Origin of the sequence: Micromonospora globbae (genome assembly GCF_003610785.1) — a bacterium.
Lineage (GTDB): Bacteria > Actinomycetota > Actinomycetes > Mycobacteriales > Micromonosporaceae > Micromonospora > Micromonospora globbae.
In genome coordinates this window covers 88,064-113,587 of record NZ_RAQQ01000013.1, presented here as the reverse complement: position 1 = coordinate 113,587, position 25,524 = coordinate 88,064, and the positions used below count along the sequence as shown (strand labels likewise).

The window sequence follows — 25,524 nt, the reverse complement described above, 5'->3', positions numbered from 1 at the left end:
CGGCCGGCCGCCCGGGATCACCAGGTCGGCCGGCCGCGGTACGCGTGGTCAGCGGGGAAGGATGAGGGCCATCGCCTCGGCCCGCGACTTCGGGTCGCGCTGGAGCGTCCCCCGTACGGCCGAGGTGATCGTCTGGGCGCCGGACTTCTGGATGCCCCGCATGGCCATGCACATGTGCTCGCACTCCAGCACCACGATCACGCCGCGGGGTGCGAGCTTCTCCATGAGCAGGTCGGCGATCTGGGAGGTGAGCCGCTCCTGCACCTGGGGCCGGCGCGCGTACACCTCGACGAGCCGGGCCAGCTTCGACAGGCCCGTGATCCGCCCATCCGGCCCGGGGATGTAGCCGATGTGGGCGCTGCCCCGGAACGGGAGCAGGTGGTGCTCGCAGAGGCTCATCACGTCGATGTCCCGGACGAGCACGAGTTCCTCGTGGTTGGCCTCGAAGGTGGTGCTGAGCACCTGGGCCGGGTCGACCCGCAGGCCGGCGAAGAGCTCGGCGTACGCCCGGGCCACGCGGGCCGGCGTCTGCTGGAGCCCGTCCCGGTCCGGGTTCTCCCCGACCGCGATGAGGATCTCGCGGACCGCCTTCTCGATCCGGGCCAGGTCGACGGTCTCCTCGACGGGGCCGCCGGTGAGCTTGCCGTTGATCAGGCGCGCCGCGATGTAGTCCAGCCCGTCGTCGCCGTCGGGCTCGGTCGCGGAGGCGGCCAGCCCCCTGTCGGGGCTGGCCGCCGGATCCATCGTGCTCAGTGGGTACCGTCCGAGTTGTTCGGCGAGCTGCCGCCCACCCCCGCCTGCGCGCCGTCGGCCTGGGCCTGCGCCTTCAGCGCCTCCTTCTCGGCCGGCGTGAGCACCGGCGGCTCGGTGGAGGGCTGGCGCTTGCCGAAGCCGTTGTACGGCGCCATCGGCGGGCGCTTGACGACCCGCGCGCAGATCCGCGCCATGTCGGCCGTGGAGAGGGTCTCCTTCTCCATGAGCTCCAGCACAATGTTGTCCAGGACGTCCCGGTACTCGACCAGGATCTCCCAGGCCTCGTCGTGCGCCAGCTCGATCAGCGCCCGCATCTCGGCGTCGATCTCGGCGGCGACCGCGTCGGAGTAGTCCCGCTCGTGGCCCATGTTGCGGCCGAGGAACGGCTCGTCCCCGCTGGTGCCGTACTTGATCGCGCCGAGCTTGGAGCTCATGCCGTACTGGGTGATCATCGCGCGGGCCAGCTGGGTGGCCTTCTCGATGTCGTTGCCGGCGCCCGTGGTGGGCTCGTGGAAGACGAGCTCCTCCGCGGCCCGGCCGCCCAGCGCGTACGCCAGGGTGTCGATCATCTCGGCCCGCGTCTGGGTGTACTTGTCCTCGGTCGGCAGCACCAGCGTGTGGCCCAGCGACCGACCGCGGGACAGGATCGTCACCTTGTGCACCGGCGCGGCGTGCGGCAGCGCCCAGGCGACCAGCGCGTGCCCACCCTCGTGGTACGCGGTGATCTTCTTCTCCTGGTCGCTCATCACCCGGGTCCGGCGCTGCGGACCGGCGATCACCCGGTCGATCGACTCCTCCAGGGAGTCGTTGGAGATCGCCCGCTGGTCCTTACGGGCGGTGAGCAGCGCGGCCTCGTTGATCACGTTGGCGAGGTCGGCGCCGCTGAAGCCCGGGGTCCGCCGCGCCACCGAGTCGAGGTCGACGTCGGGCGTGAACGGCTTGCCCTTGGCGTGCACCCGCAGGATGGCCTTGCGGCCCTCCATGTCCGGCGCGTCCACCGGGATCTGCCGGTCGAAGCGGCCCGGGCGCAGCAGCGCCGGGTCCAGGATGTCCGGCCGGTTCGTGGCGGCGATCAGGATGACCCCGCCCTTGGTGTCGAAGCCGTCCATCTCGACGAGCAGCTGGTTGAGGGTCTGCTCCCGCTCGTCGTGGCCGCCGCCCATGCCGGCGCCACGGTGCCGGCCGACGGCGTCGATCTCGTCGACGAAGACGATCGCCGGGGCGTTCGCCTTGGCCTGCTCGAACAGGTCACGGACCCGGCTCGCGCCGACACCGACGAACATCTCCACGAAGTCCGAGCCGGAGATGGAGTAGAAGGGGACCCCGGCCTCGCCGGCGACCGCGCGGGCCAGCAGCGTCTTACCGGTTCCGGGCGGGCCGAAGAGCAGGACGCCCTTCGGGATCTTGGCGCCCAGCGCCTGGTACTTGGCCGGGTTCTGAAGGAAGTCCTTGATCTCGTGGAGCTCCTCCACCGCCTCGTCGGCGCCCGCGACGTCCGCGAACGTCGTCTTCGGCGTGTCCTTGGTGATCATCTTCGCCTTGGACTTGCCGAAGTTGAGCACCCGCGAGCCGCCGCCCTGCATCTGCGACATGAAGAACAGCAGCAGCAGCACGAGCAGCACGATGGGGAGCAGGTTGACCAGCAGGCTCACCCAGATGCTGTCCGACGACACCTTCGTGTCGGCGGGGCCGGTGATCCGGTTGGCCGCCTTCGCCTCCAGGACCTCGTTCCAGACCTGGCCGCCCACCTCGTAGGGGAACTGGGCCTCGATCCGGTCGGTGGTGGTGTCGCCGAACTTGGTCTTCTCCGCCAGTTCCAGCTGGAGCGTCTGCTCCTTGTCCTGGAAGACCGCCTTATCGATCTTGGCGGTGTGGAGCTGGTCGAGCGCAACGGAAGTGTCCACCCGGTGGAAACTGGGACCCGAGGTGAACAACTGACTGAGCACAACGGCGCCGAGGATGACCAGGATGATCCAGACCACCGGTCGGCGGAAGAAACGCGTACGTTCCATGCTGTTGTCGAGCGCCGAGGCGCCCGCATCCTCCTGATCGACGTCCTGACCGTCTGATGGTGTCGCCGCCGGTGGCGGCGGCCGGAGCCGCCGTGCGGGCCGGCCTCGACCCCCGAGGTGCGGCAAACTGCCGCGCCGCGGTCATTCGACGGTACACCGTGTGCGCGCGGAGTGAGCTTGCGAGCCCCGCACTCGGCGCACGCCGCGCATCGACGGCGCGTGTCGTGCCCCGGGGCCCGCCAGCCCGCGCCGCCACGTACGACGGGACCGGGCGGAGACCGGCGTGGCGGGGAGTCCGAACCCGGCCGCCCGCGAACACCCGGTCACGTGATCGAGGGGCCGGGCGCGGAAGTGCCTCCGCGCCACCGACGTCCACGGTAGTCCGAACAACTGAGAGTCCGCTGAACGTCCGCTCGACGAATGCCGATACGAGGAGGGCTCAGGAACGGGCGTAGACCTCGGGCTTGAGCACGCCGACGTACGGCAGCTCCCGGTACCGCTCGCCGAAGTCGAGCCCGTAGCCGACCACGAACTCCGTGGGGATGTCGAAACCGACGTACTTCACCGGGACCGGGACCTTGACGGCGTCGGGCTTGCGGAACAGCGCGACCACCTCGACGCTCGCCGCCGAGCGGGACGCCAGGTAGCGCAGCAGCCAGGAGAGGGTGAGGCCGGAGTCGACGATGTCCTCGACGACCACCACGTGCCGGCCGGCGATGTCCCGGTCGAGGTCCTTGAGGATGCGGACCACGCCGGAGGAGGTGGTGCCCTGGCCGTACGAGGAGACGGCCATGAACTCCAACTCGGCGGGGGGACCGTGGCGGCCGAGCGCGCGGGCGAAGTCGGCCATGAACATCACCGCGCCCTTGAGCACGCAGACCAGCAGGAGGCCGTCCTCGACGTGGGCGTAGTCGGCCGCGACCTGCTTGGCCAGCTCCGCGGTCTTCTCGCGGATCTGCGCCTCGGAGATGATCACGTGGTCGATGTCGGCGTCGTACCAGGAGCCGTCTGCCATGGCTCCTAGCCTGCCGTACGCCGCCCGGCCGCCGTCGGCGGGGCCGCCCCATTCGGCGCGGCCCCGCTCGGATTTTCTCGGCGTAATCGGATCAACGGCATCACCGGGCGCCGTACGGGCGTCGGCAGCCGCCGTCGGTCGGCTGCCAGTCGGCCGAGTCCCGGCTGTCGGCGGTCAGGCCGGCCGCGGAGGCGGCGGCGAGGAGGACGACGAACAGGAGGATGAGCAGGAATTCCATGGCGGCGCTCGCTTTCGCGTGTGTGTCGTGGGTTTTCGCCGCCGGTGCGCACCGGGTCTGACTCCAAGTCTGCGCCGTGCCACCCGGACCGGACAGTGGCAGGAATGCCACTGGCCGTCGATTTCCTGCCACCGACTGCGTTACCCTCGTCACATGCTCCGATCGGTCGCCGTCATCGCCCTGGACAACGTCGCCCCGTTCGAGCTGGGCGTGCTCGCCGAGGTGTTCGGCACCGACCGGACGGCCGACGGGTTCCCCGGCTACCGCTTCCACGTGTGCAGCCCGGACGGGCGCCCCGTACGCACCTCATCCGGGTTCGACCTCGTGCCCCACGCCGACCTCGGCCCGGTCGAGGACGCCGACCTCGTGGCCGTCCCCGCCCACGACCGGCGTGTCACCCCTCCCGAGCCGGTGCTCGCCGCCCTGCGCCGGGCCGGCGCGCGCGGCGCCCGCCTCCTGAGCGTCTGCTCGGGCGCCTTCCTGCTCGGCGCGGCCGGGCTGCTCGACGACCGCGAGTGCACCACCCACTGGCGCTTCGTCGACGAGCTCCAACGGCTGCACCCCCGCGCCCGGGTCCGCTGCAACTCGCTCTACGTGGCCGACGGTCCCCTGCTCACCAGCGCGGGCACCGCCGCCGGCATCGACGCCTGCCTGCACCTCGTACGCCAGGAGCACGGCTCGGCCACCGCCACCCGCCTGGCCCGCCGGATGGTCGTGCCACCGCACCGGGACGGCGGCCAGGCGCAGTTCGTGGAGGCACCCATACCGAAGGCGCCCGAGGCGCCCACGCTCGAACCGGTGCTGGAGTGGCTGATGGGGCACCTGAGCCGGACGGTCACCGTGGACGAGCTGGCCGCGCGCGCCGGGATGGCGCCCCGCACGTTCGCCCGCCGGTTCCGCGCCGAGACCGGCACCACGCCGCACGACTGGATGACCAACCAGCGGGTGCTGCTGGCCCGCCGGCTCCTGGAGGAGACCCACCTCAGCGTCGAGGAGGTGGCCCAGCGGGCGGGGTTCGGCGACGCGGCGGCCCTCCGGCACCACTTCACCCGCCGGGTCGGCACGACCCCGCAGGGCTACCGCACGACGTTCCGGGACCGGGTCCAGGTCGCCTGACCGACCCGCCGTGGCCAGCGCGCGGACCACACCGAACGCGCGGACCACACCGGGCACGCGGCGCAAGCCGAGCGCGCCGCGCACACCGAGCGGCGCCGTGCCCCGGTCACGAGGGCTCGGGCGGCGGCAGGAGGCGGTCGGCCCGGCGGCGCACCCGGAGCCCGCCGGGCAGGTACGCGGCGCCCTGGCCGCGCCAGTCGGTCACGAGCGCGTCGAGGGCGGCCACGTGCCGGTGGGACAGGGCGCTCGGCGGCGCACCCAGCTCCCGCGCCCAGGCGTGCAGCACCCGGCCACGTACGGCGGGGGCGAGGGCGGCCAGCTCGGGCACGGCGAGCCCGCCGTCGGGATGCCGGGCCGCGGCCAGCGCCGCGCCGGCAAGCTCGTCGAGAGCCGCGTTGTCCGCGGCCACCAGCCGGGCCGTACGCGCCAGCCCGTCGAGCACCCCGGGGCCGAGCGCGCGGACCAGCGCCGGCAGCGCCTCGGCGCGCACCCGGGCGCGGGCGTACGCGGGGTCGCTGTTGTGCGGGTCGACCCACGGGGTGAGGTCGAGGGCCGCGCAGGCGGCCCGGGTCTGCTCCCGGCTCACGTCCAGCAGCGGCCGCAGCAACGGCACCCCGCCCAGGTCCCGGCGGGCGGGCATCCCGGCCAGCCCGCGTGGGCCGGCGCCCCGGGCCAGCGCGAGCAGCACCGTCTCGGCCTGGTCGTCGCGGGTGTGCCCGGTGAGCAGCGCCGCCGCCCCGTGCCGCCGGGCGGTGGCCACCAGCGCCTCGTAGCGGGCCTCCCGGGCGGCCGCCTCCGGACCGCCGGGCCGGCCGGCCACGTCGACGCGGACCGCCTCCACCGGCGCGAGCCCCCGCGCGACGGCCCACGCCGCCACCGCGGCGGCACGCTCGGCGGAGCCCTCCTGAAGGCCGTGATCGACCGTCACGAGACCGGCCCGCCGACCGAGCCGGGGCACCACGAACGCGGCGGCGTCGGCCAGGGCGAGCGAGTCGGCGCCACCGGAGCAGGCGACCAGCACCGGACCGTCAGCAGTCAGCCCGGCCAGCGCACGGCGAACCGCCACCCGGATCGCGGCCACCGGCGGGGCGAGGACGGCCACCGGCGTACGGTCAGCCGGCCGCCGGCAGCGGGCCGGCCGGCCCGTGCACCCGGGCCACCCACGCGTCCGGGTCGCCGATCTCCTCCAGCCTGGGCAGGGTCAGCGGCGAGCCGAAGATCTTGTTGAAGCCCTCCATGCCGACCCGCTCGACCACACCGTGCACGAACTTGCGGCCCTCGGCGTACTGGCGCATCTTGACGTCGATGCCGAGCAGCCGGCGGATCGCCTTCTCCAGCGGGTTGCCGGCCTCCCGGCGCCGGTTGAACGCCGCCCGGATCCGGTCGACGCTCGGGATCACCTGGGGGCCGACCCCGTCCATCACGAACTCGGCGTGCCCTTCGAGCAGCGTCATGAGCGCGGTGAGCCGGTCCAGCACGGCCCGTTGGGCCGGCGTCTGCACGAGATCCAGCACGCTCGTGCGGCTCTCCGGGTCGCGGATCGCGTCGGCGAGGGTGGCCACGCCGCGTCGCAGCCGCTCGGCCAGGTGCTCGCTGCCCGAGGAGGCGTCGACGAACGCCTGCACCTCGCCGAGGAAGTGTGCCCGCATCCACGGCACGGCCGTGAACTGGGTGCGGTGGGTCACCTCGTGCAGGCAGACCCAGAGCCGGAAGTCGCGGGGGTCCGCACCGAGCTTCCGTTCCACCTCGACGATGTTCGGCGCCACCAGCAGCAACTGGCCGGGGTCGCCGGAGAAGACCTCGTACTGGCCGAGCACCCGCCCGGACAGGTACGCGAGCACGGTGCCCGCCTGCACCCCGGTGAGCCGGGAGCCGATCGCCTCGGTGACCACGCCGGGCTGTTTGTCGCCGGCCAGCCGGCCGACCAGCGGCCCGATGACCTCGCGCAGGCCGTCGATGTTGGCGCCGGCCCAGTCCCGCCGGTCGACCACCCGCACCGGCGGAGGGGTCACCTGCGGGCGCAGCCCCGTGTAGTCGGCCACGTGCCCGGCCGCCTCCTCGGTCAGCCGTCGCAGGTCGCCGACCACGTCGGTGGCCTCGGCGTACGACACCCGGGGGCCCGACTTGCCCAGCGCCCCCGCGGTGGCGGCGGCCAGATCCCAGTCCACGAACTGCGCCATGCACCCACCGTACCCGCGCCGGGACACCCCGGCCCGGGCTCGCACCGGCGCCGCGGTGGCCGGGGTCAGCGGCAGCCGCAGCCGGCGAGCGTGGCCGCGATGCGGTCGAGCGCCACCCGGGCGGAGTCCAGGCCGTCGGCCGGCACCCGGTCGGTGAGCACGGCGAAGGTGAGCAGACGCCCGTCCGCGGTGGTCACCAGGCCGGCGATGGCGTGCACCCCGGTCAGCGTGCCGGTCTTGGCCCGCACCATCCCGGCGCCGGCCTTCGTGCCCTCCGACCCGTACCGCTCGCCCAGCGTGCCGGACCAGCCGCCGACGGGCAGGCCGCCGAAGATCGCGGCCAGCTCGGGGTGGCTGCCGTCGCCGGCCAGCGCGATGAGGTCGGTGAGCAGGGACGGGCTGATCCGGTCGGTGCGGGACAGCCCGCTGCCGTCGGCCAGCGCGAACTCGTCGGCCGGCAGGCCCAGCTCGCCCGCCACCTCGTCCATGGCGGCGGCCGCGCCGCTGAACGAGGCCGGCTTGCCGCGGGCCAGCGCGACCTGGCGGGCCAACGCCTCGGCGATCACGTTGTCACTGTCGGTGATCATGATGTCGACCATCCGGACGAGCGGGAGGGACTCGACCTTGCCCAGCTCGCTGCCGGGGGCGCCGGCCGTGGCGTCGGCCGCCGTGGGCGCCGTACCCCGGCTGACCGCGCTGGCCGGCAGGCCGAGCAGGCGGGCGAAGGCACGGCCCGCCGCGAGGTCGGGCTGGGCGACGCGCTCGGCGCCGTGGTCGCCGTTCTCGTGGTCCTTCTTCGCCTGCGGGACGTCCCGGCGCGCGCCGTCGGTCATCAGTGCGGTGATCGCGGCCCCGTACCCGCCGGTCGGGATGTCGTCGTCCCAGCCCGGCTCGTAGACCGGGCCGGAGTAGAGCGAGGAGTCGACGATCACCTTGGTCGGCGCGGTGCCGCCGAGGGCCTCCTTCACCTGCCGGGCCAGGTCGTCGAGGCGGGCGGCCCCCGGGTAGAAGCCCTTGCCGTCGACCGCGAGGGTGGGGTCGCCACCACCGACGACGACCACCTCGCCGGGGTTGGGGCCGGCGACCGCCCGGGTGGGGATGCGGTACGCGGGCCCCCGCGCGGCCAGCACGGTGACCCCGGTGACCAGCTTGGTGACCGAGGCGGGCACCGTCGGATCGTCCGCGCCGCGGGCGAAGAGCGACTGCCCGGTGGCCACGTCCGCCACGGAGACGTTCACCCGGTCGCCGAGGGCGGCCGCCCGCACCAGCGGGTCGAGCGCGGCGCGCACCCCGTCGGGGGTGGGCACGGGCGCGTTCGGATCCGGTTCGCCGAGCACGGCCGACGGCGAGGGCTCCGGCGTGCCGGCGGCCGTTCCCGCCGGCTCGGCCTTCTCGCCGAGCCAGCCGGCGACCGGGCCCGGGCGCACCACGGCCACCCCGGCCCCGGTCAGCACGAGCAGCAACACGAGGGCGAGCACGAGCGGCAGCCTCCGGCGGCGCGGCGCCGGTGCGGCCGGGGCGGCGGCGCCGGGCGGGCCGCCCACCGGCCCACCGGGCTGCCCGGACGGAGGGGGCCCGGGCGGACCGACGGGCGCGGACCCGGTCGCCGGGGCGCCGGCGCCCGCCGGGGCGTACCCGCGGGCGGCGGGCTCCCGCCGGGGACCGGCCGGGGCGGGGCTCGTGGGGATGCCGGACGTCGGGGCCGGCCCGTCGGGATGCGCCGGCGGGAAGCTCGGCGGGGTCATCGGCCGGTCGGGCCCCAGCGCGGGGAAGCGACGCGGGTCGGAGGGGGGCTGCCAGGCCGGCGGAGCAGGGTCGGGAGCCGGACCGGGGCTGCGGGGCGTCTGCGCTCCGGGTACGGGAACGCGACCCGTGGCACCACCCGAACCAGATCGTCCGGTACCACGTCCAGACCCTTCCTCCGGGCGGTAATGTGAATCTTCCCTCCCCACGGCCCCCTCCTCCCCGTGCGGAAATTGGCTTGGGTGACACTACTTCGGTCCGAACACTATGCGGCGGCCGAGGCCGGCGGGTGGGTTTCACCTGTCCGGGGGGTGCCGGCGATTCCGTTGGCCAGCGTGGGCAAACGAGGGAGCGTGCACATGGATTTCGACGTCACGGTTGAGATCCCGAAGGGTCACCGCAACAAGTACGAGGTCGACCACAAGACCGGCCGCATCCGGCTGGACCGCACCCTCTTCACGTCCACCCAGTATCCGGCGGACTACGGCTTCATCGAGGGCACCCTGGGCGAGGACGGCGACCCACTGGACGCGCTCGTGCTCGTGCCCGAGCCGACGTTCCCCGGCTGCCTCATCCGGTGCCGCACGATCGGCATGTTCCGGATGACGGACGAGAAGGGCGGGGACGACAAGGTGCTCTGCGTCCCCTACGAGGACCCGCGCCAGGAGCACCTGCGCGACATCCACCACCTCGGCGAGTTCGACCGGCTGGAGATACAGCACTTCTTCGAGGTGTACAAGGACCTGGAGCCCGGCAAGTCGGTCGAGGGCGCCACCTGGGTGGGGCGGACCGAGGCCGAGGCGGAGATCCGCGCCTCCTTCCAACGCGCCCGGGAGGCCGAGGAGCGCGGCGAGGACATTCACTGACCGTACGACCCGGGGGGCCCGGGGGCGCTCAGGCGAGCAGCCCCCGGGCCCTTTCGTACAGGTCGAGCACCGCGCAGGCGACCGGCACCACGGCCACCACGAGCGCCGTGTCGGCCAGGTCGGCCACGCGGCCGACGTACGGGGAGACCGGCCGACGGGCGTACGCGGTGCCGGCGGTGACGGCCAGCAGGGCGGACGCCACCGCGGCGGCGGCGAGCACGAGCCGGCCGGCGGTCCCCGCGGCGCCGGCGAGCACGACGCCGAGCACCCCGAGCCCGGTGAGACCGGCGGCCACCGGCGGCACCCGGTGCCGGACCGCGACGAAGAGCCGGGAGCGCAGCAGCAGCACGCCCGCGGTGACCCCGACCAGCGCCGCACCCGCGACCCCGCCGGTCGCGCCCAGCACCACGGCCGCGGCGGCGGCCAGCACGGCGTGCCCGAGCAACATGCCGGTGAGCATCTCCTCGGTCCGCGCCACCGCCGCGTGGACGCGGCCCCGGTCCGGCAGGTCACGGGCCGGCGCGCCGCCGTCGGCCGGCGCCGGCAGGCTGATCGGCGGCAGCGGCAGCTTGCCGAGCCGGATCGCCAGCAGCGGGATCACCCCGATGGCGAAGACCAGCACGCAGAGCAGCACGGCCGCCGCACCGGCCGGCCCGAGCGCCAGCCCGCCCAGCGCGGCCGGCGCACCCACCAGCCCCACCGTGGCGCCGGCCACGAAGACGCGCAGCCGACTCGCCACCCCGAGCACGCCGAGCACCGACGCGAGGAGCAGGGCCACGGCGCCGGCGAGCGCCTCGGGCGCACCCACCCAGCGCAGCGGCCCGAACGGCCCGACGGGGTCGCCGGAGCCGACCGCGAGCGCGCCGGCCGCCGCCGCGTACGGCAGGGCGTAGCCGCCGAGCGTCGCGGCCGTCACGCCGTCGCCGTGGGCGCGGGAGGCGACGGTGCCCGCGAGGACGAGCAGCAGCGCCACCACGGCCGCGACCCACCAGGCCCCCCGCTGCTGCGGCCCACCTCCGAGCAGGGCGAGCAGCCCCACGGCCAGCGGCACGGCCGCGCCGGCCAGGACGGCGCCCCGGGTGGCGGCCGGCGACCAGGCGCCGCCCCGGCGCCGCGCGCCGTCGGCGATCGCCTCGACGACGTCGTCGTACTCCGGCTCGGGCCAGTGGGCGTCTCCCGGCACCAGGTGCAGCACCTCGCCGTCGCGGACGCCCTGCGGCAGCAGCGCCTGGGCCGTCGACAGGACCGCCCCGTCGGTACGCCGCAGCACCCACCCGCCGTGGCGTTCGCCGTCGTCGGCGAGGCCCTCGCCGGCGTGGCGCAGCACGTCGGGCAGGAGGTCGGCGAGCGGCACCTGCTCCGGCAGGGCGACGTCGAGGCGGCGCTGCGGCGTGCTGATCGTGACGCGGGCCAGCCCGGTCGGCATCGGTTCGTCTCCATATCGAGCGGGATCGGTGGCTGCGCGGACGACAGGACTTTACCTACGATGAGCCAGCTTCGGGTTACCGAGCGTTCTGGGGAGGGTCCGTGGGCACCGTCGTCATCACGCGCCCGCCGCGGCGGCCGGCGCCGGAGATCCCCGTGGGCGAGCTGACCGTGGAGGCTCCGCCGGAGATCCCCACGGTCACCGGCGGCCGGTGGCAGCAGCTGCTCATGGTGCTGCCCATGCTGGGCGGCACCGTCGCGATGGCGATGATGTTCGGCCGCGGGGGCGGCGCCTACGCGTACGTGGTGGGCGGGATGTTCGGGCTCTCCTCGCTGGCGATGCTCGTGACATCGTGGGGCAGCGCCGCCGGCAGCCCGCGGAAGTCGGAGATGATGGCCGCCCGGCGGGAGTACCTGCGCCACCTGACGGCCCTGCGGCGCCGGGTCCGGCAGACCGCCGGGCGGCAGCGCGCCGGGCTGTACTACCGGCACCCCGACCCGGGCCGGCTCTGGTCGACGGCCGTGAGCCACCGGGTGTGGGAGCGCCGTCCCGGTGACCCCGACTTCGCGGTCGTCCGGGTCGGTGTGGGACCGCAGACCCTCGCCACGCCGCTGGTCCCACCGGTGACCCGGCCGCTGGAGGAGTTGGAGCCGATGACGGCCGGCGCGCTCCGCCGGTTCCTGGACGCCTGGTCCGTGGTGCCCGACCTGCCGGTGGCGCTCTCGCTGCGCAGCTTCGCGCGCGTCTACGTCCGGGACGCCACCGGCGCGTCCCCGGCCGGCGGGACCGCCCCGGCCGAGGACGGCGGCCCGGCGCGCGGCGCGTCGGCACGGGCGATGGTCCGGGCGGTCCTCACCCAGCTGGCGGTCTTCCACGCCCCGGACGAACTGCTGCTCGCGGTCTGCGCCGGTCCGGAGCGGCGCGCGGCCTGGGAGTGGGTCAAGTGGCTGCCGCACGCCCACCACCCGACCCGCACCGACGCGCTCGGCCCGGTCCGGCTCGTCACCAGCTCCGCTGCCGAGCTGGAACGGCTGCTCGACGACGTGCTGGGCAACCGGTCCCGGTTCAGCCCGGCCGGCCCGGCGACCGACGGGCCGCACGTCGTGGTGGTGCTCGACGGAGGCGACCTCACGGGGGCCACCGAGCTGACCGCCGACGGGGGCATCGACGCGGTGGCGGTGCTCGACCTGGACACCCCGCCGCCCCGGCTGCTCGACCGGCACGCGCTCCTGCTCGACCTGCGAGCCGGGCGGCTGCACTCGTACTCGGCCGACGGGCACGCCGAGGTCGGCACGCCGGACCGGCTCGACCCGGCCGACGCGGAGGCGGTCGCCCGGCGGCTCGCGCCGTTGCGCCTCGCCGGCGCCGCCCGCGGTGCGGACGCACCCCCGCACGCCGAGCCCGGCCTGCCCGAGCTGCTCGGCCTCGGCGACGACCCGCGGGCCTTCACGGTCGAGCAGGGGTGGACGCCCCGCTCGCCGCGGGACCGGCTGCGGGTGCCGATCGGGGTCGGCGCGGACGGCGGCGCCGTCGAGCTGGACCTGAAGGAGTCCGCACAGGACGGCATGGGCCCGCACGGACTGCTGATCGGCGCGACCGGCTCCGGCAAGTCCGAGCTGCTGCGCACCCTGGTCCTGGGGCTGGCCGCCACGCACAGCTCGGAGCAGCTCAACTTCGTCCTGATCGACTTCAAGGGCGGCGCGACCTTCGCCTCGTTCGACCGCCTGCCGCACACGGCGGCGGTCATCACCAACCTGGCGGACGCGCTGCCGCTGGTCGACCGGATGGTCGACGCGATCAACGGGGAGCTGGTGCGCCGGCAGGAACTGCTGCGCCGCGCCGGCAACTTCGCGAGCGTACGGGACTACGAACGCGCCCGCGCCGCCGGCAACCCGCTCGCCCCGCTGCCGTCACTGCTGCTGATCTGCGACGAGTTCTCCGAACTCCTCTCCGCCAAGCCCGACTTCATCGACCTGTTCGTGCAGATCGGCCGGCTGGGCCGGTCGCTCGGCGTGCACCTGCTGCTCGCCTCGCAGCGGCTGGAGGAGGGGCGGCTGCGCGGCCTCGACACGCACCTGTCGTACCGGATCGGGTTGCGCACGTTCTCGGCGCTGGAGTCGCGGACGGTGCTCGGTGTTCCCGACGCGCACGAGCTGCCCCGCACCCCCGGGCACGGGTACCTGCGCTCCGGCACCGAGCCGCTGGTCCGCTTCAAGGCGGCGTACGTCTCGGGGCCGCTGCCCCGGCGCGGCCCGGCGGCGGGCCCCGACGCGGGCGGCCCACCACGCCTGCTGACGTTCACCACCCACCTGGTGCCGGCGCCCGAACCGGCCGCCGCACCGGAGCCGGCGCCCGCCGAGGAGGGCCGGGAGAGCCTGCTCGACCTGCTGGTGGACCGGCTGGCCGGGCAGGGGCCGCCGGCGCACCAGGTCTGGCTGCCCCCGCTCGACCAGCCACCGGCGCTGGACGACCTGCTCGGCCCCGTCGAGGTCGACCCGGCGCGCGGCCTCACGGCCGGCAACCCGGAGTTGCACGGCGCGCTCGGCGTCCCGGTCGCGATCGTCGACAAGCCGTTCGAGCAGCGCCGTGACCTGCTCTGGCTCACGCTGGACGGCGCGGCCGGGCACGTCGCGGTGGTCGGCGGCCCGCAGAGCGGCAAGTCCACCCTGCTGCGCGCGCTGATCTGCGCGCTGGCGCTCACCCACACCCCCGCCGAGGTGCAGGTGTACTGCCTCGACTTCGGCGGCGGCGGGCTCGCCGCGCTGCGCGACCTCCCGCACGTGGGCGGCGTGACCGGCCGGTCCGATCCCACGGCGGTCCGGCGCACGATCGGCGAGGTCGCCACCCTGCTCGCCGATCGGGAACGGCGTTTCGCGGAGCTGGGCGTCGAGTCGATGGCGGCGTACCGGCGGCGGCGCGCGGCCCGCACCGGCCAGCCCGCCGCCGACCCGTTCGGCGACGTGTTCCTCGTGGTGGACGGGTGGAGCACGCTGCGCGCCGAGTACGACGACCTGGAGCCCCTCGTCACCGACCTGGCGACCCGTGGGCTCTCCTACGGCGTGCACGTGGTGTCCACCGCGCTGCGCTGGCTGGACTTCCGCCCCGCCGTCCGGGATCTCTTCGGCTCCCGCCTCGAACTGCGCCTCGGCGACCCTAATGACTCACTGGTGGCCCGCCGCGCCGCCGTGAACGTGCCGGAGAAGGTCCCCGGCCGGGGCGTCACCGCCGAGAGCCTGCACTTCCTCACCGCCCTGCCCCGGCTCGCCGGCACGGACACGGTCGACCTCGTGAAACGGATCGCCGGGGCGTGGAGCGGCCCGCCGGCGCCCCGCGTACGGCTGCTCCCGCCGGTGCTCCCCTACGCGGACCTGGACCTCACGGCGAGCACCGGGCTGCGGCTGCCCGTCGGGATCGCGGAGGCCGACCTGCGGCCGGTGGTGCTCGACTTCGCCACCGAACCGCACTTCGTCGTCTTCGGCGACGCCGAGTGCGGCAAGTCCTCGTTCCTGCGCGCGCTGGCGGCCACCATCACCGCGCGGTTCACCCCGGAACAGGCCCGGGTGATCCTCGTGGACTACCGGCGGAGCCTGCTCGGCGCCATCGCCACGCCGCACCTCATCGGCTACGGCACCGCCGCCGCGCACACGACGGACCTGATCGAGTCGGCGGCCGGCTACCTCGCCCGCCGGATCGCGGGCCCGGAGGTCACACCGCAGCAGTTGCGCGACCGTTCCTGGTGGTCGGGGCCGGAGCTGTTCGTGCTGGTCGACGACTACGACCTGGTGGCGACCGGGCCGGCCAACCCGCTGCGCGCCCTCGAGGAGTACCTGCCCCAGGCCCGCGACGTCGGCCTGCACCTGGTGCTCGCCCGCCGGTCCGGTGGTGCCGGGCGGGCCCAGTACGAGCCGATCGCGCAGCGACTGCGGGAACTGTCCACGTCGGGCCTCGTGATGGCCGGCAACCCGGAGGAGGGCGCGCTCGTGGGGCCGGTCCGTCCCGGACCGCTGCCACCGGGCCGCGGCCGGCTCGTGACCCGCCGGGAGGGCGTACGCCTCGTGCAGCTCGCCCATCTGCCGGCACCGTGAGTCCCCGGAACGTCCCTGGATCGGGGCGGGAACCGGTAATCTCCGATCGTCGTGGTCTGGTGGGATGAATGGCTGAGGATGTGACTGGGGTTCGGCACAGCGGCCCGGCCGCGGCCCGACGGATCGCCGGCCGGGCGCTGCTCGGCGTCACGGCGGCCGTCGTCGCGGTCGCCGGCTCCGCGGTGCCCGCCGACGCCGCGCCCGTCCCCGACCGCCCGATCGCCGGCACGCCGGTCGCGTTCGCACCGGCCGACGACGCCGACCGGCCCGACCAGGCCCGCGACGAGCAGTGGCAGCTCGAGGAGCTCAACGCCGAGGCGGCGTGGCGGCTCTCGACGGGCCGCGGCGTCACCGTGGCCGTCATCGACTCCGGAGTGGACGGCACCCACCCGGACCTGGTCGGGCAGGTGCTGCCCGGCTACGACCTGGTCACCCCCGGCGGCGGCCCGGAGGCCGATCCGGTCGGCCACGGCACCACGGTGGCCGGGCTGATCGCGGGGCGCAACGACGACAAGCAGGGGGTGGTCGGCCTCGCGCCGGACGCCCGGATCCTGCCGGTCCGCGTCCTCGACGACGAGAACCGCTACGACGACGCGCTCATCGTGGCCCGCGGCGTGCGGTGGGCGGTGGACAACGGGGCGCGGGTGATCAACCTGTCGCTCGGCGGCAGCGGCGACAGCCCGGCGCTCGCCGCCGCCCTCGACTACGCCTTCGCCCGGGACGTCGTCGTCGTCGCGTGCACCGGCAACGTCGCCAGTTCGACCACCTCGGCGGTGTGGTACCCGGCGAGGGAGCCCGGCGTCATCGCGGTGGCCGGGCTGGAACGCAACAGCGAGAACCTCTGGTCCGGGTCGATCACCGGTCGGGCCACGGTGCTCACCGCGCCCGCCACCGGTCTCGTGGGCGCCCGACCGGACGGCTACTGGCGGGTCCAGGGCACGAGCTTCGCCGCGCCCCTGGTGGCCGCCACGGCCGCGCTGGTCCGCTCCCGTTACCCGAAGATGTCGGCCGGCGAGGTGGTGAACCGGCTGATCTCCACGGCCCGCGACATCGGGCCGACCGGCCGGGACGACCGCTTCGGCTACGGGCTGGTGGACCCGGTGGCCGCGCTCACGGCCGACGTGCCGCCGGTGACCAGCAACCCGCTCGACGACAACACCTCCCCCGGGGTCGTCGGCTTCGGGCCGGCGCCGGGCCTCGACCAGGACAACCCGGTGACCGGCGTCGGCGACCCGCTCGGCTTCACCGCGCCCCAGCACCAGACCCGGTGGAACGCCCGGCCGGCCGGCGCACAGGACGACACAGCACCCGAACGGCTCTGGACGGGCGCCGCGCTCTTCGTGGCGCTGGTCACCGGGGCGGCGCTCATGGTCCGCCGGCTCCGCCAGCAGAGCCGCTGACCGCGGCTGACGACGCGGCCCGCCGGGTAGAACGGATCCCATGAGTACGCGCGGTCCGCACATGACGGCCCGCCGGCCCCCACCGTCCTGGGGTCGCCGGCGACTCGACCCGGAGCACTCGCTCGGTCTGCGCCTGACCCTCGCCACGGTGGCCGCGTTCGTCGTGCTGGTGCCGTTCGCCGCGCTGGCCGCGCTCGTACTCGGCGACTGGCCACCGCTGCACCGGCTGGACACGGCGGTGACCGACGCGCTGCACACCTACGCCCTGGCCCACCCCGGATGGGTCCGGCTGATGAGCATCTGGACCGACGTCTTCGCGCCGATGCCGCTGCGCGCCGCCGCGCTGCTGCTGGCGGTCTGGCTGGTCCGCCGGGGCGCCCGCCGCCTGGCGCTCTGGGTGGCGGTGACCATGCTGGTCGGCGGGGTGCTCGGTCCGCTGCTGAAGCTGCTCGTGGGCCGGGACCGGCCGGACCTGCTCGACCCGGTGGCGCGGGCCACCGGGTACGCCTTCCCGTCCGGGCACGCGCTCAACGCCGCGCTGGCCGCCGGGGTGCTGCTCGTGGTGTTCCTCCCGTACGCCCGACGCCCGGCGCAGCGGGTGACGCTCTGGCTGGTGGCCCTGCTGGTCGCCGTGCTCACCGGCGTGAGCCGGATCGCCCTGGGGGTCCACTGGACCAGCGACGTGGTGGGTGGCTGGCTGCTCGGCGCGGCCGTCGTGGCGGCGACCTCGGCCGCCTTCACCGTCTGGCGACACACGCCCGGTGCCGCCGCGCGCTCGACACGGCCGTGAGCCGGCGTACGGCGGGAGGACCGACTCGACGCCGGCGGGCCGCGGCGCCCGGGGACCGCTCGACGCCGGTGGGCGGCGGCGTCGGTCACCCGAGCCGGGCGCGGTCAGGTGCACTCGCCGGTGCCGACCCCCTGGGTACGCTCGGCGCCGGCCAGGGCCACCGGCCGCGCCTCCGCGGAGGTCACGGCGAACCCCGTGTTCGGGTCGTCCGCCGCCGCCGCGAAGATCACCCCGAGCACGAGCCCGTTGGCCGAGACCAGCGGACCACCCGAGTTGCCGCTGCGGACCAACGCCCGGATCGTGTAGATCTCCCGGGTCACGTCGCCGGAGGAGTAGATGTCCGGCCCGGTGATCCGGTCGACGTCACGGATCCGGGCGGACTGTGCGTCGTACGGCCCGTCGAGCGGGAAGCCCAGCACGATGGCGTCCGCGCCGGTGCCCGCGTTGCCCGCGGCGAACCGCATGGACGGCCCGGGCAGCCCGGGCACGTAGAGCACGGCCAGGTCGCGGTCCGGGTCGTAGACGACGACGTCACCGTCGTACCGGTCGCCGTTCAGCTCGACGGCCACCGAGCGGGTGCCGGCGACCACGTGGGCGTTGGTCATCACCCGGTCGTCGGCGTACACGAAGCCGGAGCCCTCGATCCTGCGGGAGCAGCTCGGGGCGGAGCCGAGGACCTTCACCACCGACCGCTGCCCGTTGGCCACCACCTGTGAACCGGCGAGCGCCGGGTCGGGCGGGGACACCTGCCGGGCCCGGGTGGGCGCGAGGTCGCCGAAGACGTCCGGGAAGCCGTTGGTGTCGACGGTGTCCCGCAGCGCGGTGGAGAGCCGCTGTGCCTGGTCGGGCAGCACCCGGTCGACCACGGTGAGCAGGGCGCTGTTGCGCACCGACGCGGCCAGCCAGGGCAGCGACGACGAGCCCAGCGGCACGGCGACCAGCCAGGCGACGAGGAGCACGGCGAACAGCGAGACGAACGCCCCGCCCACGTCGTCGATCTTGCGGAAGACCTGGCCGGTGATGGCGGCGCGCAGGTTCGACCCGAGCCAGCCGGCGAGCGCCTGCCCGGCCACGGCCAGGCCGAAGACGGCCACCAGCGAGATGAGGACCCGGGTGCCGCTGTCCACGAACTGGCGGGCCAGCATCGGCCCGGCCTGGAGACCGATCAGCGCGCCGAGGAAGAACCCGGTGAACGACAGGGCCCCGATGACGAAGCCCTGCCGGTATCCGCTGATCGCGAACACGAGCATGAGCAGCAGCAGGACGAGATCCACGGCGGACACGGGTCAAGCCTACGGGCCCCGCGCCCGTCGGATGACCATCGCTTGCGGAAGGTGACCGAGCGGGCGCACGGCTCGGATGACCTCCGGGCGCCGACGGCGGTGACGCGGGCCGGACGATCACGCCGGGACGCGCCGGCGCGGCGGCGCTAGTGCACCCGCGTCTCGTCCACCTCGTCGGTGCCCGCCGAGGGCGCCGGCGTCGCGCCGACCGGCGGCAGGTCGACCAGGCGACCGGGTGACCAGGGGCGGGCCCAGCCCCCCATCTCGAGGAGGGCGTCCAGCACCCCGGCCGTGAAGCCCCAGACCAGCATGCCGCGTACGGAGAAGGCCGGGCCGACCCAGCCGCTCGGGTGGCGTACGCGCACCCGGTTGGCCGGGTCGACCAGCTCGGCGATGGGCAGCCGCGCCACGTGGGCCACCTCGGCCGGCTCACAGGGGTGTACCGGGTGGGGCGCGTGCCACCACGCGAGCACCGGCGTCACCACGAAGTCACTGACCGGGATCCACAGCTTCGGCAGCTCGGCGAGGACGGTGACGCTGGACGGGTCGAGGCCGACCTCCTCGTTCGCCTCGCGCAGGGCCGTCGCCGGGGCGTCCGCGTCCTCCGGGTCGGCCGCGCCGCCGGGGAAGGCCGGCTGGCCGGCGTGCTGCCGCAGGGTGGCCGCCCGTTGCAGGATCAGCACGTCGGGGCCGGTGCCGGGCTGCTCGCCGAGGAGCACCAGGACGGCGCTCTCCCGGCCGCCGCTCTCCGGCGTGGCCAGCCGGGTGAAGTCCTCGGCCCGGGCGGTGCCGAGCCGGGCGAGCAGCGGGCCCATCCACTCGGGAGGCGTTGCGGTCACGCCGGCACCGCCACCCCGAGGTGCTCGCGGACCAACTCGTGCAGCCGAGCGTCGTCCAGCGCGCCGGAGGCGTCGATGTGCCGGACCCGTCCCTGCCCGTCGACGAAGAGGGTGAGCGGGAAGGCGTTGCGGTTCAGCGCCCGTTGCAGCGCCTGGCCCTGGTCGAACAGGACCGGGAAGCGGACGCCGAGGTCCTCACCGATGGACTGGGCCGCACCGCGGCTGTCCTGGCTGTTCACCCCGATCACGTGGAGCCGGTCGCCGGCCCGCTGGCTGAGCCGCTGGAAGGCGGGCAGCTCCTTGCGGCAGGGCGGGCACCAGGACGCCCAGACGTTGACGACGGCCGGGCCGCGTACGTCCCGCAACGCGACCGGCGCGCCGCCGGTGAAGCAGGTGAGGGAGAGCTCGGGCAGCCGGTCCCCCGGCGTGGCGCCCTGGTCGCCGCTCGGGGTCGCCGCGGACCCGCCCGGCGTGGCGGCGGCCGAGGGCGCGGTGGTCAGCGTCGCGCAGTCGGCGAACGGTGACGGCCGCTCGGCCCGGGTCGGGGCGGGGACACCCGCGGCGGTCTCGTCGGCACCCGTGGTCGTGCAGCCGGCCGCGGCGGCGAGCAGCAGCGGCAGGAACAGGAGGGCGGCGCGACGGTTCACGGCACCTCCGCGGCGACCGCCTGGGCGGGCACCAGCGCGGGGTCGATCCCGGCGGCCACCGCCAGGTCGCGGGCCCGAGGCCCCTTGAGCAGCTTGGCGGCGAGCGCCGGGTCGGTCGGGCCCGTGCCGTAGGACGGGCAGAGCCTGGCCAGCGTGCACGCGCCGCAGGCCGGCTTGCGGGCGTGGCAGACCCGCCGGCCGTGGAAGATCACCCGGTGCGAGAGCATCGTCCAGTCGCGCTTCTCGTACAGCGCGCCGATCGCGTGCTCGATCTTGACGGGGTCGGTCTCGGTGGTCAGCCGCCAGCGGTGCACGAGGCGCTGGAAGTGGGTGTCGACGGTGATGCCGGGCACGTCGAACGCGTTGCCGAGGATGACGTTGGCGGTCTTGCGGCCGATCCCGGGAAGTGTCACCAGGTCGGCCAGCTTGCCGGGCACCTGCCCGTCGTACCGCTCGACGAGTGCCTGCCCCAGCTTGATCAGCGAGTCGGTCTTGTTCCGGTAGAAGCCGGTCGGCCGGATCATCTCCTCCAGCTCGCCGCGGTCGACCCCCGCGTAGTCGGCCGCGGTCGGATACCGCGCGAACAGCTTCGGCGTGACCTCGTTGACCTTCTTGTCGGTGCACTGGGCCGACAGGATCGTGGCGACGGCCAACTCCAGGGCGTTGGAGTGGTTCAGCTCACAGTGCGCGTCGGGGTGGGTCTCGGTCAACACCCGGCCGATGCGCCGGGCGCGACGCTTGCGCCCGAGGTCGGTCTCGGTGGCGCCGGGGGGAGAACTGGTCACGCCGGCCAGCCTACGTCGCGGCGCCGACTCTTCCGGCGGCCCACGCCTGCCCGCACCGGGCGACCGCGACGCCGGCACCCGATCGGGTCCGCCGTGTCAGGCGGGCGGGCGGATCCGGCCGTCCTCGTCGAACCGGGCCCCGGTCTTCGGGAAGTCGCTGCGGGTGAGCTGCCGCACCAGGCCCAGGCCCCGGTCGCCCCGGTCCAGGGTCGGCTTGCCGGCCCCGTTCATGTACGTGGAGGTGAACGAGCCGCCCACGAAGGTGCCGTCGGGGCGCAGCGACACCTTCAGCACCCCGCCCCAGCCGAGCCGGCCGGTGTTGCTCAGCGAGTTGCCGCCGCCGGCGAAGTTCCCCAGGCTGTACGCGATGAGCCGGCCCTTGTAGAACTCCATCCCGCGCAGCACGTGCGGGCCGTGCCCGACGATGAGGTCGGCCCCGGCGTCGATCATGGCCTTCGAGAACCGGACCGGATCGCCCCGGTTCTCGCCCAGGAACATCTCGGTGCCCGGCCGGACCCGCGTCTTGTCGGCGCCCTCGGCGCCCATGTGCACCTGCACCACGACCAGGTCGGCCATGGTGGCCGCCTTGGCGACGACCTCCTTCGCGGCCGCGATGTCGACGAGGCTGTTGGACCAGACGTACGACGAGAAGCCCGCCACCGCCACCTTGACGCCCTTGACCTCCACCACGGTGATCTGGTCCGGCGCGCCGGTGTGCGCCAGGTCGTACTTCTCCAGGGCCCGCTGGGTGTTCTGGTAGCCCTTGGGGCCATAGTCGTATCCGTGGTTGTTCGCCTGGTTGAGCAGGTCGAACCCGGCGTCCCGCAGGTGCGCCGCGTACTCGGGCGGGGCCCGGAACTGGAAGCAGCGGGTGGAGTTGGCCCCGCACTTGCCCGTGCCGGTGTCCACGGTCAGGGGCTCCTCCAGGTTGCCCATCACCAGGTCGGCCGCGAGCGCCTTCTTCACCGAGTCGAAGAAGCCCTTGCCCCCGTTGGCGGGCAGCCGGTTCGGTGCGTTGCCCATGATGATGTCGCCGGTCGCGGAGAGCGAGATGGCCTCGTCGTCCGCCTCCGGGGAACCGCTCGCCGACGGCCCGCCGGTGACCGGCGCGCCCGTGGCGCCCCCACCCGCTCCGGCCTGCCAGACCGGCCCGGCGCCGGGCTCGGCGCAACCGGCCACGAGCACGGCGAGCAGCGCGCCGAGCACGAGGGCGAGGCGGCGACGGGACGAGGTGGGTGCGGCAGCGTACATCGCTGGCGACCCTACCGGGCCAGTTTCCCGCACAGCAGGGCCGATCGGCCGGAAGTTCAGCCGTTCAGCCGGTCCGACCAGGGCACCACGGGCCGGGCCCCGCCGGCCAGCACGGCGGCGTGCACGGCCCGGGCCAGGGGCGCGCCCCAGGTCGAGCGCGGGCCCCCGTAGGCGGACTCCGGGCCGTCGACCGGGCAGCAGACGGTCACCGCGTCGGTCGGGGTGCCCGTGGCCGCCAGCCCCAGGTCGGTGATCGCCTGCGCCTTCGCCTCGGTGGCGGTGGCCACCGCGTTGACCAGCGCCGCGTCGCTGAGCCGCGCCGGCACGTACACCACGATGTTCACCGTGCCGACCCGCTCGGCGAGCGTCGCGGGAGCCGGTTCGGCGGCTCGTACCGGGTTGCCGAGCCCGACGGTCGCGTAGGCCCGCACCCCCGCGTCCGCGCGGGCGACCACCTCGGCGACGTCGACCCCGGTCAGCAGGCCGACGCCGGGCCCGTCGAGGTCGAGGCCGCGGGCGAGCGCGGCCAGGTGGTCGGCGGGGTCGTCCCGGTCGTACGACATGGGCACTGTCGCGTTGACGACCCAGTGGCGTACGCCGATGCCGCCGCCGAACGGCGCGGAGCTCACGGCCCGCAGCGGGGCGGTGGCCCGCCACACCAGGACGGGGACGTCGAGACCGTCCTCCCGGCGGGTGGTCAGCAGCGGGTCGCTCAGCACGCGGGTGACCCTACGGTGCGGCCGGCCGGGGTGCCGTCACCGGCCCGCGGAGGCGCGATTTTACTGGTCACACCGAACCTGGGCGGTACGCCCAACGATCAAGTTTCCAGGGGTGCACCTCTGATTCCCGCTCACGTGCGCCTAGACTTGGCGGCGCGCGAGGGGACCAGCGGACGGCGGACCCGGCCGAGGGACGGCAACGCGCAACCGGAGGTGCGCGATGGACGAGGTACTGGCCCGCAGCGGGATCTTCCAGGGTGTCGACCCGGAGGCTGCCGAGGCGCTCGCCAAGGAGATGGAGACGCTCGAGGTCCGGAAGGGCGAGGTCGTCTTCAACGAGGGCGAGCCCGGCGACAGTCTTTACATCCTGCTGTCCGGCAAGATCAAGGTCGGCCGCCGGGCGGCGGACGGCCGGCAGAACCTGATCGCGGTGATGGGCCCGTCGGACATGGTCGGCGAGCTGTCACTCTTCGACCCCGGCCCCCGGACGGCGACGGCCACGGCGGTGACCGACACCCGTCTGGTCCGGCTGCGCAAGCAGGCGCTGCGGCCGTGGCTGAACAACCGGCCGGAGATCGCCGAGCAGTTGCTGCGGGTGCTGGCCCGCCGGCTGCGCCGGACCAACGACTCGCTGGCCGACCTGATCTTCACGGACGTCCCGGGCCGCGTGGCGAAGAACCTGCTCCAGATGGCCGGGCGCTTCGGCACCCGCGACGGCGGCGTCCTGCGGGTCACCCACGACCTCACCCAGGAGGAGATCGCCCAGCTCGTCGGCGCCTCCCGGGAGACGGTCAACAAGGCGCTGGCGGACTTCGCCTCGCGTGGCTGGCTGCGGCTGGACGGCAAGAGCATCATCATCCTCGACCCGGAGCGCCTCGCCCGCCGCGCCCGCGTCTGACGCGTAGGGGCCCCGCCCCCCGCCTCGCCGAGCAACCCGGCCCGGACCGCACCGTCGGCCCGGGCCGGTTTCGGGTGCCGGTCGGGGCGGTTGTCGGGTGCCGGCCCGGGGCCGGTGCGGGCTGGTCGCCGTCCTCCGGGTCGTCTGCCCGGGGCAGAATTCCTGGACCGCCGGCGCGGCCGGCCGGCAGGCTGGGGCCCGTGCTGAACCGTGTCGCCGTACTCTCCGACATCCACGGGGTGCTGCCCGCGCTGGAGGCCGTGCTGGCCGAGCCGGACGTGGCCACCGCGGACCTGATCGTGCTCACCGGCGACATCGCGGCCGGGCCGCAGCCGGTCGAGGTGCTCGACCGGCTCGCCGGGCTCGGCGACCGGGTCTGCTGGGTGGGCGGCAACGCGGACCGGGAGCTGGTCGAGGCACGGGCGGGGCGCAGCCTTCCCATCGAGGTCTCGACCTGGGCCGCCGGCCAGCTCCGCGCCGACCAGGTCGAACGGCTGGCGGCGCTGCCGCTCACGGTGACGCTGGAGATCCGCGGGCTCGGCCCGGTGCTCTTCTGTCACGCCACGCCCCGGGACGACGAGGAGGTCGTGCTGGTCGACACCCGGATGGCCCGGTGGGCGGAGGTCCTCGCCGGCGTCCCGGCAGAGGTACGCACGGTGGTCTGCGGCCACACCCACATGCCGTTCACGCGGCTGGTCGACCGGCGCCTGATGGTCAACGCCGGCAGCGTGGGCATGCCGTACGGCGGGCCGGGGGCGTACTGGGCACTGCTGGGGCCGGGCGTGCAGCTGCGGCGCACCGACTTCGATGTGGACGCCGCGTGCGCCCAGGTCGCCGCCGAGTCGACCTTCCCCGGCGCCGCCGAGTTCGCCGACGAGTACCTGCGGTCCCGACACAGCGACGCGGACGCGCTGGCCGTGTTCGCGCCCCGCGACGGTCGCTGAACCGGCCCCCGGCTCCCGGCTCCCGGCTCCCGGCTCCCGGCTCCCGGCTCCGCAAACGCGCCGAGTGCCAGCCCAGTTCCATGAGCACCAGGCCCCACCAGGCCAGGCCCCAGCCGAGGGCGCCGGCCCGCCCTGCTATGCCGGGTCCCGCTAGGGCGGCCTTCCGACGATGCTGAGTCGCTCACGACATCAGCTTTGAAGCGGTCGAGCAGATGGGCCGGAGCGCCATCGCCTCCAACCGGGCGCGCCGGCCTGGGCATATGCGTGTCCTGTCGAGCTGCCCCAGATATGGGGCAGGCGTTCGGTCGACCTACCCGCGGCTGCCCCGTCGGCCAGCCGGCGGTCACCCCCACTCGGCGGTCGGTCACCAGGCGGTCGGCCAGCCGGCAGTCGCCACCCGGCGGTCGGCGAGCCGGCAGTCGCCACCCGGCGGTCGGCCAGCCGGCAGTCGCCACCCGGCGGTCGGCCAGCCGGCGTCGCCACCCGGCGGTCATCCCCCACCCGGCAGTCGCCACCCGGCAGTCGCTACCCGGC

The 25,524-nt window shown here is 75.0% G+C and carries 21 protein-coding genes; 7 read left to right on the top strand and 14 right to left on the bottom strand.

What is annotated here, in order from left to right:
* Positions 1-48: 48 nt before the first annotated feature.
* The 4 genes from folE to D7I43_RS33075 form a co-directional block, all read right to left on the bottom strand.
* Complete coding sequence (gene folE / locus D7I43_RS18845; protein WP_120329936.1) at positions 49-714, bottom strand: GTP cyclohydrolase I FolE; 666 nt, start codon at positions 712-714, stop codon at positions 49-51.
* Positions 715-749: 35 nt separating this feature from the next.
* Complete coding sequence (ftsH, locus tag D7I43_RS18840; RefSeq protein ID WP_120329847.1) at positions 750-2,765, bottom strand: ATP-dependent zinc metalloprotease FtsH; 2,016 nt, start codon at positions 2,763-2,765, stop codon at positions 750-752.
* A gap of 439 nt (positions 2,766-3,204) precedes the next feature.
* A complete protein-coding gene (gene hpt, locus D7I43_RS18835) occupies positions 3,205-3,780 on the bottom strand; it encodes a hypoxanthine phosphoribosyltransferase (protein ID WP_120329846.1) in 576 nt (191 codons plus the stop codon).
* Between the two features lie 100 nt (positions 3,781-3,880).
* On the bottom strand, positions 3,881-4,018 hold the full coding sequence (locus D7I43_RS33075) for a hypothetical protein (RefSeq protein ID WP_192902196.1): 138 nt from the start codon (positions 4,016-4,018) through the stop codon (positions 3,881-3,883).
* A 153-nt stretch (positions 4,019-4,171) separates the two neighbouring features.
* On the opposite strand from D7I43_RS33075, the gene D7I43_RS18830 reads away from it, so the two are divergent.
* Complete coding sequence (locus D7I43_RS18830) at positions 4,172-5,134, top strand: GlxA family transcriptional regulator (protein WP_120329845.1); 963 nt, start codon at positions 4,172-4,174, stop codon at positions 5,132-5,134.
* Positions 5,135-5,240: 106 nt separating this feature from the next.
* Here the strand turns inward: D7I43_RS18830 and tilS are convergent, their stop codons facing one another.
* The 3 genes from tilS to dacB all read right to left on the bottom strand — a co-directional run bounded on the left by tilS (position 5,241) and on the right by dacB (position 9,059).
* On the bottom strand, positions 5,241-6,236 hold the full coding sequence (tilS, locus tag D7I43_RS18825; protein ID WP_120329844.1) for a tRNA lysidine(34) synthetase TilS: 996 nt from the start codon (positions 6,234-6,236) through the stop codon (positions 5,241-5,243).
* A 10-nt stretch (positions 6,237-6,246) separates the two neighbouring features.
* Positions 6,247-7,314, bottom strand: coding sequence for a zinc-dependent metalloprotease (locus D7I43_RS18820; RefSeq protein ID WP_120329843.1), 1,068 nt, complete (start codon positions 7,312-7,314; stop codon positions 6,247-6,249).
* Positions 7,315-7,379: 65 nt separating this feature from the next.
* A complete protein-coding gene (dacB, locus tag D7I43_RS18815) occupies positions 7,380-9,059 on the bottom strand; it encodes a D-alanyl-D-alanine carboxypeptidase/D-alanyl-D-alanine endopeptidase (RefSeq protein WP_192902195.1) in 1,680 nt (559 codons plus the stop codon).
* A 357-nt stretch (positions 9,060-9,416) separates the two neighbouring features.
* Here dacB and D7I43_RS18810 point away from each other — a divergent pair, with 357 nt between their 5' ends.
* Positions 9,417-9,923, top strand: a complete 507-nt coding sequence (locus D7I43_RS18810) for an inorganic diphosphatase (protein WP_120329841.1) — start codon at positions 9,417-9,419, stop codon at positions 9,921-9,923.
* A gap of 28 nt (positions 9,924-9,951) precedes the next feature.
* Here D7I43_RS18810 and eccD read toward each other — a convergent pair whose 3' ends face one another.
* Positions 9,952-11,349, bottom strand: coding sequence for a type VII secretion integral membrane protein EccD (eccD, locus tag D7I43_RS18805; protein WP_120329840.1), 1,398 nt, complete (start codon positions 11,347-11,349; stop codon positions 9,952-9,954).
* A gap of 101 nt (positions 11,350-11,450) precedes the next feature.
* On the opposite strand from eccD, the gene eccCa reads away from it, so the two are divergent.
* The 3 genes from eccCa (at position 11,451) to D7I43_RS18790 (ending at position 17,624) form a co-directional block, all read left to right on the top strand.
* A complete protein-coding gene (gene eccCa, locus D7I43_RS18800) occupies positions 11,451-15,434 on the top strand; it encodes a type VII secretion protein EccCa (protein ID WP_120329839.1) in 3,984 nt (1,327 codons plus the stop codon).
* Positions 15,435-15,502: 68 nt separating this feature from the next.
* Positions 15,503-16,834, top strand: coding sequence for a type VII secretion-associated serine protease mycosin (gene mycP / locus D7I43_RS18795; RefSeq protein WP_120329838.1), 1,332 nt, complete (start codon positions 15,503-15,505; stop codon positions 16,832-16,834).
* 40 nt (positions 16,835-16,874) lie between these two features.
* Entirely contained in the window at positions 16,875-17,624 is a 750-nt protein-coding gene (locus D7I43_RS18790) for a phosphatase PAP2 family protein (RefSeq protein WP_120329837.1), read from the top strand.
* Positions 17,625-17,728: 104 nt separating this feature from the next.
* Here the strand turns inward: D7I43_RS18790 and D7I43_RS18785 are convergent, their stop codons facing one another.
* From D7I43_RS18785 to D7I43_RS18760, 6 genes are all read right to left on the bottom strand, one after another.
* Complete coding sequence (locus D7I43_RS18785; protein WP_120329836.1) at positions 17,729-18,907, bottom strand: MarP family serine protease; 1,179 nt, start codon at positions 18,905-18,907, stop codon at positions 17,729-17,731.
* A 146-nt stretch (positions 18,908-19,053) separates the two neighbouring features.
* The gene (locus tag D7I43_RS18780; RefSeq protein WP_120329835.1) at positions 19,054-19,722 is read right to left on the bottom strand and encodes an NUDIX hydrolase; all 669 of its coding nucleotides are present in this window, start codon (positions 19,720-19,722) and stop codon (positions 19,054-19,056) included.
* 20 nt (positions 19,723-19,742) lie between these two features.
* Entirely contained in the window at positions 19,743-20,393 is a 651-nt protein-coding gene (locus D7I43_RS18775) for a TlpA family protein disulfide reductase (RefSeq protein ID WP_120329834.1), read from the bottom strand.
* On the bottom strand, positions 20,390-21,178 hold the full coding sequence (gene nth, locus D7I43_RS18770; RefSeq protein WP_120329833.1) for an endonuclease III: 789 nt from the start codon (positions 21,176-21,178) through the stop codon (positions 20,390-20,392). Before nth ends, D7I43_RS18775 begins: the two co-directional genes overlap by 4 nt.
* A 96-nt stretch (positions 21,179-21,274) precedes the next feature.
* Positions 21,275-22,429: a CapA family protein gene (locus tag D7I43_RS18765; RefSeq protein WP_120329832.1), complete on the bottom strand. Its 1,155-nt coding sequence runs from the start codon at positions 22,427-22,429 to the stop codon at positions 21,275-21,277.
* 56 nt (positions 22,430-22,485) lie between these two features.
* The gene (locus D7I43_RS18760; protein ID WP_120329831.1) at positions 22,486-23,148 is read right to left on the bottom strand and encodes an adenosylcobinamide amidohydrolase; all 663 of its coding nucleotides are present in this window, start codon (positions 23,146-23,148) and stop codon (positions 22,486-22,488) included.
* A gap of 220 nt (positions 23,149-23,368) precedes the next feature.
* Here D7I43_RS18760 and D7I43_RS18755 point away from each other — a divergent pair, with 220 nt between their 5' ends.
* Both D7I43_RS18755 and D7I43_RS18750 read left to right on the top strand, forming a co-directional pair.
* Positions 23,369-24,046 carry a Crp/Fnr family transcriptional regulator gene (locus D7I43_RS18755; RefSeq protein WP_088981720.1) on the top strand — a complete coding sequence of 226 codons (678 nt, stop codon included), beginning with the start codon at positions 23,369-23,371 and terminating at the stop codon, positions 24,044-24,046.
* A 200-nt stretch (positions 24,047-24,246) separates the two neighbouring features.
* On the top strand, positions 24,247-24,990 hold the full coding sequence (locus tag D7I43_RS18750; RefSeq protein WP_120329830.1) for a metallophosphoesterase family protein: 744 nt from the start codon (positions 24,247-24,249) through the stop codon (positions 24,988-24,990).
* The last annotated feature ends 534 nt before the right edge of the window (positions 24,991-25,524 follow it).